This is a genomic window from Achromobacter sp. 1011811831 (assembly GCF_059760905.1).
Genome location: NZ_JCBANG010000022.1, coordinates 63794 through 77909, shown reverse-complemented (window position 1 = coordinate 77909; position 14116 = coordinate 63794). Strand labels below are relative to the sequence as shown.

The following is a 14116-nucleotide window of genomic DNA, read 5'->3' as shown; positions in this document are numbered from 1 at the left end:
TTGCCGAACGACTCCAACAGCTCAGGGGGAATAGCCGGCAGATCCGCCAGCTTGGACTTCGGGGTGCGAGGCATACATACTCCTTGGACGTATGTTATGCCTTGAACACGAAATTAATGACAGGCCCGGTTTTGCGGGTTGATCCTTACCCAAAATGTAGTGCCGATCCAAATTAGAGAAATTCGCGCCTATATCGGGTCAATGTCGGCCAGCCTTTGCTTTCTTTGATGCCATAAGCAATCGAGCCAGCATCAGGTGGTGCTGGCTCGACCAGGATGGATCGGTTAGTGAATGGGCTTTTGCTCCATTGCGAAATGAGCCCCCGGTAGCGGTTCATCAAGCGTAGCCCCCACAACATCTCCAACGTAATCACAAAGGCTCTCAATCCCGCCAAGCAGGTTGGACACAATCCACGGATCCAATGGCGGGGTTCCAGTGCCATCCGGCTCATTAGCACTATTCCCAACAATCCGGCTTATCGCCCATATTCCCTGGCAAGTCCGTTCGATCTTCCGAAGATCAGCAAGCCGAACCACGCCAAACTCCGGATCATCCGGCGTGGCCCAGCGGTCAAGAGTCAAAGGGTGATCGTTCATCAGTCGCTCCAGTATTGACGCAATAGGAAGAGAGAGGCCGCCATTGCAGCGGCCATGTCGTCTGTCTTTTCCAGCTGTCAACCTGGGCGATCCTGGTGGGATTGCGGAGCCAGTATCAGCTCCAGCGGGCATCGGAATCAAGCGTGATGAGTGCCAAATCGAGCACGCGGCGGTCCCATCCTGATCCCGGCACAAGCCAGCGCTCAAAAAAACAAAAGGACCGCAAGCGGTCCTTTACCCATCCAATCACAGCCCCCCAGCCTCACCCCTCAGCCAGGAAAAACCTTTCCTTCAACTCCTGCAACCCAATCCTCTCCAGCATCTCCCGCAGCCGTTCCGCCGGCTTTCTTCTCGGCAGATCCTTGTACTGCGCGATGATCAGCTCGTTCTTCATCGAATGCTCCCACCCGACCAGCTCGGTTACGCTGACCTGATACCCGTGCGCTTCCAGTTGCAAGCAGCGCAGCACATTGGTGATCTGGCTCCCGAACTCTCGCGTATGCAGCGGATGCCGCCAGATTTCCGCCAGCGGATCGGCCAGGGCCTTGGCCTTGTTCTTGCGTAGCACCGACGCCACTTCCGCCTGGCAGCAGGGCACGACCACGATGTACCTGGCCTTTTTCTCCAGCGCGAAACGGATCGCGTCGTCGGTGGCGGTGTTGCAGGCGTGCAGGGCGGTGACCACGTCGATGGACGGGGGCAGTTTGTCGGAGGTGATGGATTCGGCCACCGACAGGTTCAGGAAGGACATGCCGCCAAAGCCCAGGCGCCGGGCCAGTTCTTCCGACGACTGCACCAGCTCTTCGCGGGTTTCGATGCCGTAGATGTGCGAGCCTTGCTGTTGCGCCTGGGGCTGTTCCTTGAAGAACAGGTCATACAGGATGAAGCCCAGGTACGACTTGCCCGCGCCGTGGTCGGCCAGGGTGACGGCGCCGCGTTGCGCCTGCACGTCTTTCAGCAGCGGTTCGATGAACTGGAACAGGTGGTAGACCTGCTTGAGCTTGCGGCGGCTGTCCTGGTTCATCTTGCCGTCGCGGGTCAGGATGTGCAGGGCCTTGAGCAGTTCGATCGACTGGCCGGGGCGGATGTCGTGGTTTTTTTCAGGCATGGGGCAAGGCAATGCGCCCCGCTGGGAGCGAGGCGCGGGGGAAGGCGGAAAGTGGCAGTTTAACGCTTCCACGGGGTGGCCGCGTGGTGGGGGAGGCGGTAGGCGGGGGATGGCCGCGCTGGCGGCGGCGATGGATTCCGGGGGCGGTTTTGTTGAGCAAGTCAGCGGATGAATTGCTGGAAATCGGCGGCGGGGAATCGTCCGAATTCACGCCAATCCGCGTCGCGGGTGGGAAATTTGCCCGTAGTCTTGCCGCTTTGCCGCCGCGCGGATCCCGGGCCGATCGGGCTTGCGAGCCGCGCGGCGGGTGTTAGCGGCCCGATGGCCAAGGAGTCCTTGAATGCAACGTTCCATGCTGATCCTGTCCTTGGCGCTGTGCGCCATTCCTTACGCGGCGCAAGCAGAGACTTGCAAATCGACCACCGAGAGCGAGATCGCGGATCAGTTCGAACGCTGGAACGACATGCTCAAGACGGGCAATCCGGACAAGGTGGTGTCCATGTACGAGGACGACGCGGTGCTGCTGCCCACGATGTCCAACACGCCCCGGCTGACGCGGGACGCCAAGCGCGATTATTTCGTGCACTTCATGGAGAAGCATCCGGTGGGCAGCATCAACAGCCGGGCGGTGCGCATCGGTTGCAACGATGCCATCGCCAGCGGGCTGTACACCTTCAAGTTCGAAGACGGCCGTTCGGTGGCCGCGCGCTATACCTATACCTACGCGTGGAACGGACAGGACTGGCGCATCACCAGCCATCATTCCTCGGCGATGCCGGAGCATTGAGCGGCGGCCGGCGGCGGCGCGCAGGCTTGCCAGCCCGCCGCCGCCGTGGCGGTTTGGCATGCCGCCACGGTCACGTGCGCGGTCGTCGATGTCCGGCGGCACGGCGCCGGACACGACGGATGGGATGCCCGGCGCGCAAGGCGCCGGAACCCCGCATGATCAGGCGGTCGCGTAGACCGGCTCGCCCAGGTTCAGCATCAGACGATTGGCCCAGGCGAAGATCGCGTCCGAATGCAGCAGGTCCAGGATCTCGCCGTCGTTCAGGCCGGCGTCTTTCAGGGCCTGGATGCTGTCGGCGTTGACCGATGCCGGCGCGTCGGTGAGCTGGATCGAGAACGCGCCGATGGCGAGCTCGCGCGCGGTGGTGCCGGCGGTGGCCGGGTTCTCGAACACCTGGGCGATGACGTCGTTGCGCTTGGCCAGCTGTTCGAAGCGCTGGGCATGGACCGACGCGCAATACACGCAGCCATTCACCCGCGACACCACGGTCGCGCCCAGCTCGCGCTCGGCGCGCGACATGCCGCCGGGGGCGTACATGATGGCGTTGAAGGCGGTGGAGCGCTGGCGCAGGATCTCGGGCTGGTGCACCAGGAAGCGGTAGTAGTCCGAGACCTTGGCCTTGGGATGGCTTTCTTCCAGGATGGCGATCTGTTCGGGCGTGGCCTGTTCCAGGTCGACCACGTCCAGCCAGGCCTTCCATTCCAGCGATTCATTGGTGAAGCCGTGCAGCCTGATGGCGTCGCCGGGCGCGGTGGCGGCGGTGTTGGCCGGATGCGGCGCGGGCGGCGTGACGGCGGCGCGGCCGGGCCGGCTGGCCTGGGCCTGCATCGCCTTCAGGCCGGCCACCAGCCGCACCTGGTACGACAGGAAGGCCACCAGCTGCGACAGCGTGACCACGGCGGGCGTGGACACGCCGGCGGCGGGCAGGGTCTTGAGCGCGGCCTCGTCGCCCTCGACGGGCTTCTCGATCAGTTTGCGCGTGAATTCCAGGATGGCGGCCAGGCGCGGGTCGGCGGCGTCCGCCGGCTTGCCGGTTTCGGCGAGCTGGATGTCGGCGGCGCTGGCGCCGGCGTCGGTTGCGCGCTGGCGGTAGTGCGCGGCCAGCTCGGGCGCGGGCGTCAGGCGCGCGGCATACAGCGCGACCAGCAGGCGCTCGGCCAGCGTCAGGCCGGGCAGGGCCGGGTCGAACAGCGCGTCATAGCTGCCCTGGGTGGCGGCGGCGACCTTGTCGCGTTGATGGCGCACGGTGTAGGTGGCGGCGTCGGATTTCAGGCCGACGAGTTGGTCCACCAGATCCTGGGCGGCGTCGTAGACGATGGGTTGTTGTGCCATGGAATGAGTCTCCGAGTGTGTCGTTCAGCCGGCGCGGCCGGGCTGGTCGGTGGCGCCGGCGCGGGCTTGCGGCGCGGCGGCGCCGCGCGCCTGCACCGCCGCGTCCAGGAACGTCAGCACGCCTTCCCAGGATTCCTGGTCGGCGCGGGCGTTGTCCTTGGGATTGCCGCCGCTGGTGCTGATCTTGCCGGACACGGGGTGGGCATAGACCAGCTGGGTGGTGGGCACGTAGGGGAACAGGATGGAGTGGCCGCCGTTCTCGTAATCCAGCCACCGGACGGGATAGGGATGGTTCACTTGCGCCAGCTTGTCCCGCACCATCTTCGAGTACAGGCTGGACGGCCAGGAGCCGTCGTCGGTGGCGGACAGCAGCATGACCGGGCCCTGGATGTCCTCGACCTTGATGCGGGCGCGGGCCACGGCGTCGGGGTCTTGCAGGGCGGTGAGGATGGCTTTCTCGTGCCGGTGCGGCGAGGGGCCTTCGTCGAACGGCGCCCAGGTGGCGGTGCGATTGTTTTCCCAGACGTGGGGCAGGGGCTTGCCGCCCAGCAGCCAGGTCGGGCCTTCGCGGCCGATCCTGGGGTCGCAGGCGTTCTGGCCGCTATGGACCACGGCGCCGGGCACATAGGCGACCACGGCCGACACTTCCGTGGGGAAGGTGGCGCCCAGCAGCAGCACCAGCTCGCCGCCGCGCGACTGGCCGCTGATGGCGACGAAGTCGTGCTTGGGCTGCACTTTCTGGCGCAGCCAGCGCAGGCCGGTCTGGAAGTATTCCAGCGGGGTGTTGGAGATGTAGTCCGACAGGCCCGGCGCCTTGAAATAGGCCAGCGCGAAGGCGGCGTAGCCGCGCGAGGCATACAGCGCGGCGCGCGGTTCGTTGATGCCGCCGCCGGAACCGTTCAGGATCAGCACGGCGGGATGCGAGCCGGGCGTGGCGCCGGGCGGCAGGTACAGCGTGCCGACCAGGCCGTGCTCGCGCACGTCCTGGCGCGTCACGCCCTCGGCGGCCAGGCGCTGCGTGAACTGGCCCTGGACCTGGGCGCCGGCGGCGCGCGCGACGATCTCGGTGACCAGCGGCTCGGCGACGGGGTGGTTGAAGTGCTCGCGGCTGGGCGAGTCCACGGGGGACTGCGACCAGATCAGGCCCATGGGCGAGACGCCGGCGTAGTCGCCCGAGACGGGCGCGTCGCGCGTCAGGTCCACGCTGCCGTCCTCGGCCGCGACGAAGGCGGCTTGGCTTTGCCACAGCACGCCGTTGCGGCGGGTGAGCGCGGTGATCTCGACGGTCTGGCCGGGCGCGACGTGCTCGACGCGGATGCCGCGCGGCACGTCGATGAGCGCGTCGGCGGGCTGGATGCTCAGGGTGGGAACCATGTCGCCTGCCTTATTTGCCCGAGTCCTTGGTCACCATCATGGCGGCGGTGCGGTCGCTGGTCATGGGGGTGACTTTCAGGCCCTTCTTGGCGGCCCAGATGTTCTTGTAGTGGAACAGCGGGATGATGCCCACGTCGTCGGCCACCAGCTTGACCGAGTCGCGCAGGATGGCTTCACGCTTGGCCACGTCGAATTCCGAGGTGGATTGTTCCAGCGCGGCGTCGACCTTGGGGTTGCTGTAGTGGCCCCAGTTGGACGCGCCCAGGCCCTTCTTGGCATCGACGGTCGCCAGGATGTTGACCAGCGCGTAGCTGGCTTCGCCGGTGCCGTTGCCCCAGGCCAGCATGCTCATGGCGAACTCGTTCTTGTTGGCGCGGCCCGAGTACACGGCCCACGGCACCACTTCCACCTGCGTCTTGACGCCCACGCGGGTCCAGAACTGCGCCACCGCCTGGGCCGTTTCCGGGCCTTGCGGGTAGCGGTCGTTGGGCACGTGCATGGTCAGCTTGAAGCCTTCGGGAAAGCCCGCCTCGGCCAGCAGCTTCTTGGCCTGGGCCACGTCGTTGGGGATGTCCTTGACGTCCGGGTTGTAGCCGAAGGTGCCCTTGGGCATCCACTGGTTGGCCTCGGTGGCGGCGCCCTGCAGGATGCGGTCGGCGATGGCCTTGCGGTTGATGGCCAGGTTCAGCGCCTGGCGCACGCGCACGTCCAGCAGCGGGTTCTTGTCCAGCGGCTTGCCGGCGTTGTCGGTGATGTACGGGCTGGACGCGGGATTGAAGCTGGGCTGCAGCAGCATGACGCGCAGGCCGTCATAGGGATAGACCGAGACGTTGGGGGCCTTTTGCAGCTTGGCCAGGTCGGACACAGACACCTTGTCGATCACGTCCACGTCGCCGGCCAGCAGCGCGGCGGTGCGGGCGGCGGCGTTGTTGATGTAGCGGTAGTTGACCTGGTCCCAGATCTGCTTGTCGCCCCAGTAGCCGTCGTTGCGCGCCATGACGACGCGGTCGCCGGGGGTGTAGGACACGAACTTGTAGGGACCGGTGCCGACCATGGCCTTGCCCGAGTTGTAGTCCTCGGTGCTGGACTTCTCGCCCACGTGCTTGCTGACCACGTGCACCGAGGCCAGGTTCAGCGGCAGGTCGGGATTGGGAGCCTTGGTCTTGACGATCAGGGTCAGCGGATCCTTGGCGCTCATCGAGTCGATGGTGCGCAGGTAGCCTGCGTAGGTGGCCACGCTGCCGGGCACGGCGCGGGCGCGGGTGTAGGAGTAGATCAGGTCGTCGGCCGTGAAGGGCGTGCCGTCCTGCCACTTCACGCCTTCGCGCAGCTTGAATTCCCAGGTCTTGTCGTCCAGGGGCTTCCAGCTGACGGCCAGGCCGGGTTGCAGCTTGTTCCACTTGTTCTCGATCAGCAGGTCCCAGAAGTGCAGGGCCACCGAGCGGTCGCCGGCGTGGTTGTTCAGCTGCGGATCCAGCGAGGACAGCGGGTCGGCGAAGCCGATGGACAGCTTGTCGGCCGAGGCGGCGGCGGACGCGCCCAGGAGGGCGGCGGCCAGGGTGGAGAGGATCAGGCGTTTCATGTTCGGGGTCCTTGGTGAGGGGGAACGGCAGGGGCTGGCGCCATGCCAGCCGCTTGCGATCAGTGCATGTCGTTCAAATGACAGGCGGAATGGTGGTGGATGGCGATTCCCTTCAATGTGGGAACCTCGGTCTTGCAGCGCGGCATCGCATGCGGGCAGCGCGGATGGAAATGGCAGCCGTCGGGTGGGTTGAGCGGGCTGGGGATCTCGCCCTTGATGGCGGTGTAGACCTTGCGCCGCGACTTCAGGTCGGGGATTTCGGCCAGCAGCGCCTGGGTGTAGGGATGGTTGGGGCGCTGGAACACCTCTTCCACGGTGGCGGTCTCGACCACGCGGCCCAGGTACATGATGACCACGCGGTCCGACAGGTGTTCGACCACGCCCAGGTCGTGGCTGATGAACAGGTAGGTCAGGCCCAGGTCCTCGCGCAGGTCCATGAACAGGTTCAGGATCTGCGCCTGGATCGATACGTCCAGCGCGGCCACGGCCTCGTCGCAGACCAGCATGGACGGCTGCACCGCCAGCGCGCGGGCGATGCCGATGCGCTGGCGCTGGCCGCCGCTGAACTGGTGCGGATAGCGCTGGCGCAGGGCCGGGTCCAGGCCGGCGCGCTGCAGCTGGGCGCTGACGTAGTCGTCGAACTCGCCCCGGCCGACCAGGCCGTGGATGCGCGCGGCCTCGCCCACGATCTCGTCCACGCGCAGGCGCGGGTTGAGGCTGGCGTAGGGGTCCTGGAAGATCATCTGGACTTTCAGGCGGGCCTGGTGTGCCTGCGTCGGCGTCATGTCGGCGGGGCGCAGGCCGTTGATGCGGACCTCGCCGCCGGACGGCGTGAGCAGGCCGGCCGCGACGCGGCCCAGCGTGGACTTGCCGCAGCCGGACTCGCCGACCAGGCCGACCACTTCGCCGGGGCGCACGATCAGGTCCACGCCGTCCACGGCGCGGGTTACGGCGGGCGGCCTGGACAGGCCGGCGCGCTGCAGCAGGCGGCCGGCGGCGCCCACGTGGCGTTCGCCGAAGCGCTTGCTGACGTTGCGCAGCTCGATCAGGGGCGTGGCGTCGCCCTGCGTCGCCGTGGCGTCCCGCGCGTCGCGCGCCGGCTTGCCCGTGGCATCGCGCCGCGCTTCGTCCGTTTGGCGTTCGGTGCCGCTCATGCCGCCACCTCCCGGATCTGGATGGTGGGGTGGAAGCAGCGCACGCGGTGGCCGGGCAGGGCCTCGCTGATGAGGGGCGTGCGGATACAGGCGGCGCTGGCGCGCGCGCAGCGCGTGGCGAAGGCGCAGCCTATGGGCAGGTTGAGCAGGTTGGGCGTCATGCCGGGAATCTGGCGCAGCCGCTGGCCGCGACGGTTGTTGCTGGGCAGGCTGTCGATCAGGCCCACGGTGTAGGGATGCTGCGGACGGTCCAGCACGTCGTCGACCGTGCCGTGCTCGACGATGCGGCCGGCGTACATCACGGCCACTTCGTCGGCCAGGCCGGCCACCACGGACAGGTCGTGGGTGATCCAGATCAGGCTGGTGCCGTGCTGCTGCGCGAGCTTCTGCACCTCGGACAGGATCTGCGCCTGGATGGTGACGTCCAGCGCGGTGGTGGGTTCGTCGGCGATGATCAGGTCGGGCCGGTGCAGCATGGCGATGGCGATGGCCACGCGTTGGCGCATGCCGCCGGACAATTGATGCGGGTAGGCCAGCAGTCGTTCTTCGGGGCTGGGGATGCCCATCATGCCGAGCGTGTCGCGGGCCAGTTCGCGCGCCTGGGCGCGGCTGACCTTGCTGTGGGCGCGCACGGTCTCGATCATCTGCGCGTCCACCCGCAGCACGGGGTTCAGCGTCATCATCGGATCCTGGAAGATCATGGCGATGCGGTTGCCCTGCAGCTTGCGCAGCTCGCGCGGCGCCAGCTGCGTCAGGTCGCGGCCCTGGAACAGGACCTGTCCGCCGACCACGCGGCCCGGCGCGTCGACCAGCCCCATGATGGAAAAGCCGGTGACGGACTTGCCCGAGCCGGATTCGCCGACCAGGCCCAGGATCTTGCCGCGTTCCAGCGTGAAGGACACGCCGTCCACGGCGGGCAGCGTGCCCGCGCGGGTGAAGAAGTGGGTGCGCAGGTCGCGCACTTCCAGCGTCGCGGGCGCGGCGGCCGGGCGCGAGGCCGCGTCTTGGTGGGCGGCGCTCATTTGTGGTTCCTCGGGTTCAGCACGTCGCGCAGGCGGTCGCCCACCAGGTTGATCGCCACGATGGTGATCAGGAGCGCGATGCCGGGATAGAAGCTGATCCAGTATTCGCCGGACAGCATGGTCTGGAAGCCGTTCGAGATCAGCAGGCCCAGCGACGGCTCGGTCACCGGCACGCCCAGGCCCAGGAAGCTGAGCGTGGCTTCCAGCGTGATGGCGCGCGCGATCTGCAGGGTGCCGATGACGATCAGCGGCGGCAGGCAGTTGGGCAGGATGTGCTTCAACATGATGCGCCAGTCCGGGATGTCCAGGCAGCGGGCCGCTTCCACGTATTCGCGGCGGCGCTCGACCAGGGCCTGGCCGCGCGCGGTGCGCGCGTAGTAGGCCCATTCCAGGATCACCAGCGTCAGCACCACGTTGCCCACGCCCTTGCCCAGGTAGGCCAGGATCATCATGGCCACCAGGATGGACGGGAAGGACAGGATCAGGTCCACCAGCCGCATGATCAGCGCGTCGGTCTTGCCGCCGGCATAGGCGGCCAGCAGGCCCAGCAGCGTGCCGACCACGCCGGCGATCAGCGCCGAGCCCACGCCCACCACCAGGCTGATGCGCAGGCCGTAGAGAATGCCCGACAGCAGGTCGCGGCCCTGGCCGTCGGTGCCCAGCCAGTAGTGGAAGGTGTCCAGGCCGTTCATGCTGCCCGGCGTCAGGCGCGCGTCCAGCACGTCGATCTGCAGCAGGTCATAGGGATTCTGCGGCGCGATCCAGGGCGCCAGCGCGGCGGCCAGGGTCAGCAGCAGCGACACGGCCAGGCCGACGACGGCGGTCTTGGACGACAGGAACTCGGCCAGGTTGCGGCGCCAGGGGGATTCGCGGCGCAGGGCGGGCGTCGGGGTAGGTGTCGATGCCGCGCTCATGCCGAGGCCTCCAGCCGCACCCTCGGGTCCAGCACTTTATAAAGAATGTCCACGATCAGGTTCAGCGTGACGAACAGGCAGACCACCACGATCAGGTAGGCCACGATCACCGGGCGGTCCAGCGCGTTCAGGCTGTCCAGGATCAGCTTGCCGGCGCCGGGCCAGGCGAAGATGCTCTCGGTGACCACGGCGAAGGCGATGGTCGAGCCCAGCTCCAGGCCCAGCACCGTCACCAGCGGGATCATGGTGTTGCGCAGCACGTGCACGCCCACCACGCGAACCGGCGACAGGCCCTTGGCGCGGGCGAACTTGACGTAGTCCTGCGGCAGCACGTCGCGCACGCCGGCGCGCGTCAGGCGGATGACCAGCGAGATCTTGAACAGCGACAGGTTGAAGGCCGGCAGGATCAGGTGACGCCAGCCGTCGGCGGTCAGCCAGGACCACTGGAAGCCCAGGAACTCCACCGTCTGCCCGCGACCGCTGGCCGGCAGCCAGCCCAGCGACACGCTGAAGGTCATGATGAGCATCAGCGCGATCCAGAACGTGGGCAGCGAGAAGCCCACGATGCTGCCCGCCATGATCAGCTTGGAGTACCGGCTGTCCGGATACAGGCCGGCCAGGAGGCCCAGCGGCAGGCCGATCAGCACCGCCAGCAGCATGGCGGCGATGGCCAGCTCGAAGGTCGCCGGCAGGCGCTGGATCACCAGCTCCACGGCCGGGATGTTGTAGACGAAGCTGTTGCCCAGGTTGCCGTGCAGCGCGCCGTTCAGGAAGCCCAGGTATTGCTGCCACAGCGGCTTGTCCAGGCCCAGCTCGGCGATGATGCGGGCGCGGTCCACCTGGTCCACGTCCTGGCCGATCAGGATGTCCACGGGGTTGCCGATGGCGTGCAGGCCGACGAAGACGATCAGCGTCATCAGGAACACCACCACCGCGGCTTGCGCGATGCGGCGCAGCAGCCAGCCGGTCATTTGGCGGTCTCCGTGGCGGCGGTGGCGGGCGTCCATTCGTCGCCGAACACTTCCGGCTCGGCGAAGGCTTCCATGTTGGCGTAGTGCGTGGCCACGTCCTCGCGGTAGAACAGCCCGGCGATGCCTTGCGCCAGGCGCTTGGCGCCCTCGCTGATGGCGGGGATGTCGCCCGATACCGTGCCGTGCGTCAGCGCGGCCGGGTACGAGAAGCAGTGCACGCGGTCCAGGCCGGGACAGGCGCCGGGCGTTTTTTCCTGCAGCTCGAAGGCGGGGCCCAGGTCGGGGGAGTCATGCAGTTCCTGGTCCTCGTCGCCGGCGGCGGGCGTGTAGCGGTCGCCCCAGGCGCGCACGTGCGGGGCCAGCGCGGCGAATTCCGGCCGCACGGTCCAGTCGATGCGAAAGCCCGTCGAGAAGATCAGGAAGTCCAGCGCGAACTCGCCCTTGGGCGTGGCGACGCGGATCTCGTCGTCGACCAGCGCCAGGTCCTGCACGCCGCAGCCCAGGTTGAAGCGGGCGTTCGGGTGGCGCGACACGCGCAGCGTGCTGCCGCGCGGCGGCGGCACCTGGGCGGCGTTGATGTAGTGGCGGATCTTCCACTTCCAGTCGTCGGGCAGGTTCAGGTGGCCATGGGTCAGGCCGGGGTTGCCGGCGCCCTTGCCCTTGTTGATGCGCGGAATGTCGTCGCGGCGGATCAGCAGGTCGACGCTGGCGGCGCCGGCTTCCAGCGCGGTGGCCGCGCTGTCCATGGCGGACGCGCCCGCGCCCACCACGCCGACGCGCTTGCCGGCCAGCGTGGCGTAGTCCATCACGTCGGACGAGTGCGCCCAGCGCGCGCGCGGGATCTTGTGCGCGAAGCCGGGCACGTAGGCGCCGCCCAGGCCGTCGCGGCCGGTGGCCAGCACCACGCGCCGCGCCAGCACCGCGTGGCGGCCGGCGGGGGATTCGATATCGAGCCGGACCAGGCCGTCGGCGCGCGGCAGCACGGCCAGCACGCGGTGTTCGTTGCGCACGTCCAGGCCCAGCACGCGGCGGTACCAGCGCAGGTAGTCCATCCATTGCAGGCGCGGGATCTTGTCCAGTGCGTCCCAGGCCTCCAGCCCGAACTGGGCCTCGAACCAGGCGCGGAAGGTCAGCGCCGGCAGGCCCAGCGCGGGGCCGGTCAGCTGCTTGGGCGAGCGCAGCGTTTCCATGCGTGCGGTGGTGGCCCAGGGGCCTTCATAGCCTTCGGGCGACTGGTCGAAGATGGGCGCGTTCACGCCCAGGTGCGTCAGCGCGGCGGACGCGGCCAGGCCGGCCATGCCGCCGCCGATGATGGCCACGTCCAGCACGGGCTGGCCGTTTTCCAGGCGGGGCGTGACCCAGTTCCTGGCGGGGAGTTCGAGCCAGGACAGATCCTGGCGCAGGCGCGTTTCCAGCGCGGCGAGGCCGGCGGCGGGCTTAGTCATGGCGGGGTGTTTCCGTATTGGGGGCGTCGTCGGCGGCGCGGGCCGGGGCAGGCTCGGCGGCGGCTTCGCCGGGGCCGTCGGGCAGGCTGGGCGCGTCGTCGCCGTAGACCGATTGCAGCAGCGCGCCGTGTTCGCAGGCTTCATGCCGGACGAAGCCGGGCAGCAGCGCGGCGGCGGCCTCGGCCAGCGCGGCGGCGGCGGCCAGGCAGGCGGACGAGGGCGGCTGGGCCTGCGGCGTGATGACGCCGAAGAAAAAGGGTATGTCCAGGTCGATGGAACGGATCGCCACGCCCGGCATGGGCGTGCCGTAGGCGGTGACCGGCTCCAGCACCGACACGCCCAGGCCGGCGCGCACGGCGGCCAGCGCGTTGATGGACGAGTTGGTCTCGATGGTGCCGGCGGCCGGCGCGTTGGCCGCCAGCGCGGCGTCCAGGCGGCGGCGCAGGCGGTAGGGATTGGCCATGGTGATGAGCCGGCGGCCGGCCAGGGCCGACACCGGCACCACGTCGTGCGCGGCCAGCGGATCGTTTTCCGGCAAGGCGACCACGCAGGCGGCCTGGCCGATCCAGTGCACCGTCAGGCCGCGATGCTCCAGCGGCAGGCTGGTCACGCCCAGCTGGGCGGCGCCGGTCAGCACCGCGTGCACCACGCGCTCGGGCGAGGCGCTGCGCAGCTGGATGCGGCCTGGGCCGGGAGGGGCGGCTGGGTGCGCGTCCGGGTGTGCGTCTGGGTGTGCGGCTTGATCGGCGACGTGGCGGGCGGCGTCCGCGCCCGCCTGCATGCGCTGCAAGGCGGCGGGCACCAGGCCGGCGGCCAGCGCCGGCGTGGCGGCGATCAAGAGGGGCTGGGCCTGGCCGCGCGCGATCTCGCCGGCGCGCTCGCGGATCTGCCGCATGCCGGCCAGCGCCCGCTCCACGTCCTCGTACAGCAGGAATCCTTGCTCGGTGGGCGTGACGCGCGGACCGCTGCGCGAGAACAGGGCATAGCCGATCTCGGCTTCCAGCTCTTGCAGCAGCCGGCTGATCGCGGGCTGCGACCGGCCCAGCAGGCGACCGGCGGCGGTGACGCTGCCGGTGGACATGACGGCCGCGAAGGCCTCGAGTTGACGCAGTTCCATCTGGCTTGACTTATGCTAAGGACGAATTCTTACGCTTGCAGTATGCGTCCGGCAAATAATTAAAGGGCATAAGTAAATTCCCTTTCTGGGGTTTTCCCTGGGAAATTCATTACTTTCAGTTATTTATCAGCGGGATGGGGGCGCCGGCCACGCCGAGGCGTGCGCGACTGCGTGCATTCTTTGGCCGGCCAGGGGCGTTGATCCGGCCTGTGGCAGGCAGGCCGCGCCTCGGGATCGGGCACAATGCGCCTGCCGCGCGAACCGCCGTAAGGAGAGTGGAAGTTGATGATCAGATATTGCTCTGCCCTGTTGATCTGCGCCTCGCTGGCGGGCTGCATGACCGTGCCAGTCGATGTCGAGACCGGGCCCAGGGCGCCTGCGTCGGCCTTTCTGGATCCGTCGCTGATGCAGTCCGCGCCGGACAAGGGCGAGATCCGAATCGCGCGCGACGCGGGCGTTTCCGGGGCGGCCGTCAATGTGCTCATTTATCTGGATGGCAGACATGTGGTCAATGTCGATGCCAACCGGGTAGCGGTGCTGCGCGTGCCTGCCGGCATGCGCAAGATCGGAATCCAGTACTTCAACGTGTCCGAACCCGTCGAGTATCACGAGCTGCGGGTCGAACCAGGCAAGCACTATGACTATCGCATCAGCGGCACTGCGGGCATGCTCATGGGCGAGTGGCGCTTCGAGCGTCTGAACTAGCGCCGGTGT

13 protein-coding genes are annotated in these 14116 nt (G+C 68.0%); 2 read left to right on the top strand and 11 right to left on the bottom strand.

Annotated features, from left to right (window positions below):
• Positions 1 to 284 precede the first annotated feature (284 nt).
• Both AC6LJ9_RS11400 and AC6LJ9_RS11395 read right to left on the bottom strand, forming a co-directional pair.
• The gene (locus AC6LJ9_RS11400) at positions 285 to 596 is read right to left on the bottom strand and encodes a hypothetical protein (RefSeq protein WP_498147633.1); all 312 of its coding nucleotides are present in this window, start codon (positions 594 to 596) and stop codon (positions 285 to 287) included.
• A gap of 262 nt (positions 597 to 858) precedes the next feature.
• Positions 859 to 1704 (bottom strand): class I SAM-dependent methyltransferase, encoded by an 846-nt coding sequence (locus AC6LJ9_RS11395; protein WP_498147632.1) that lies wholly within the window; start codon positions 1702 to 1704, stop codon positions 859 to 861.
• Between the two features lie 340 nt (positions 1705 to 2044).
• On the opposite strand from AC6LJ9_RS11395, the gene AC6LJ9_RS11390 reads away from it, so the two are divergent.
• Complete coding sequence (locus AC6LJ9_RS11390; protein WP_498147631.1) at positions 2045 to 2491, top strand: SgcJ/EcaC family oxidoreductase; 447 nt, start codon at positions 2045 to 2047, stop codon at positions 2489 to 2491.
• Between the two features lie 159 nt (positions 2492 to 2650).
• Here AC6LJ9_RS11390 and AC6LJ9_RS11385 read toward each other — a convergent pair whose 3' ends face one another.
• The 9 genes from AC6LJ9_RS11385 to AC6LJ9_RS11345 are packed head-to-tail and all read right to left on the bottom strand — an operon-like array spanning position 2651 to position 13402.
• Complete coding sequence (locus AC6LJ9_RS11385; protein WP_498147630.1) at positions 2651 to 3823, bottom strand: CMD domain protein; 1173 nt, start codon at positions 3821 to 3823, stop codon at positions 2651 to 2653.
• A 24-nt stretch (positions 3824 to 3847) separates the two neighbouring features.
• Complete coding sequence (locus AC6LJ9_RS11380) at positions 3848 to 5197, bottom strand: acyl-CoA thioester hydrolase/BAAT C-terminal domain-containing protein (RefSeq protein WP_498147629.1); 1350 nt, start codon at positions 5195 to 5197, stop codon at positions 3848 to 3850.
• Between the two features lie 10 nt (positions 5198 to 5207).
• Positions 5208 to 6779, bottom strand: coding sequence for an ABC transporter substrate-binding protein (locus AC6LJ9_RS11375; protein ID WP_498147628.1), 1572 nt, complete (start codon positions 6777 to 6779; stop codon positions 5208 to 5210).
• 59 nt (positions 6780 to 6838) lie between these two features.
• Positions 6839 to 7933: an ABC transporter ATP-binding protein gene (locus tag AC6LJ9_RS11370; protein ID WP_498147627.1), complete on the bottom strand. Its 1095-nt coding sequence runs from the start codon at positions 7931 to 7933 to the stop codon at positions 6839 to 6841.
• Positions 7930 to 8955 (bottom strand): ABC transporter ATP-binding protein, encoded by a 1026-nt coding sequence (locus AC6LJ9_RS11365; protein WP_498147626.1) that lies wholly within the window; start codon positions 8953 to 8955, stop codon positions 7930 to 7932. The genes AC6LJ9_RS11370 and AC6LJ9_RS11365 overlap by 4 nt, the downstream gene beginning before the upstream one ends.
• Positions 8952 to 9869 (bottom strand): ABC transporter permease, encoded by a 918-nt coding sequence (locus AC6LJ9_RS11360; RefSeq protein WP_498147625.1) that lies wholly within the window; start codon positions 9867 to 9869, stop codon positions 8952 to 8954. Before AC6LJ9_RS11360 ends, AC6LJ9_RS11365 begins: the two co-directional genes overlap by 4 nt.
• Positions 9866 to 10840, bottom strand: coding sequence for an ABC transporter permease (locus AC6LJ9_RS11355; RefSeq protein WP_498147624.1), 975 nt, complete (start codon positions 10838 to 10840; stop codon positions 9866 to 9868). The genes AC6LJ9_RS11360 and AC6LJ9_RS11355 overlap by 4 nt, the downstream gene beginning before the upstream one ends.
• Positions 10837 to 12285, bottom strand: coding sequence for an NAD(P)-binding domain-containing protein (locus AC6LJ9_RS11350; protein WP_498147623.1), 1449 nt, complete (start codon positions 12283 to 12285; stop codon positions 10837 to 10839). The genes AC6LJ9_RS11355 and AC6LJ9_RS11350 overlap by 4 nt, the downstream gene beginning before the upstream one ends.
• The gene (locus AC6LJ9_RS11345; RefSeq protein ID WP_498147622.1) at positions 12278 to 13402 is read right to left on the bottom strand and encodes a LysR family transcriptional regulator; all 1125 of its coding nucleotides are present in this window, start codon (positions 13400 to 13402) and stop codon (positions 12278 to 12280) included. Before AC6LJ9_RS11345 ends, AC6LJ9_RS11350 begins: the two co-directional genes overlap by 8 nt.
• A 282-nt stretch (positions 13403 to 13684) precedes the next feature.
• Here AC6LJ9_RS11345 and AC6LJ9_RS11340 point away from each other — a divergent pair, with 282 nt between their 5' ends.
• The gene (locus AC6LJ9_RS11340; protein WP_498147621.1) at positions 13685 to 14107 is read left to right on the top strand and encodes a hypothetical protein; all 423 of its coding nucleotides are present in this window, start codon (positions 13685 to 13687) and stop codon (positions 14105 to 14107) included.
• Positions 14108 to 14116 lie beyond the last annotated feature (9 nt).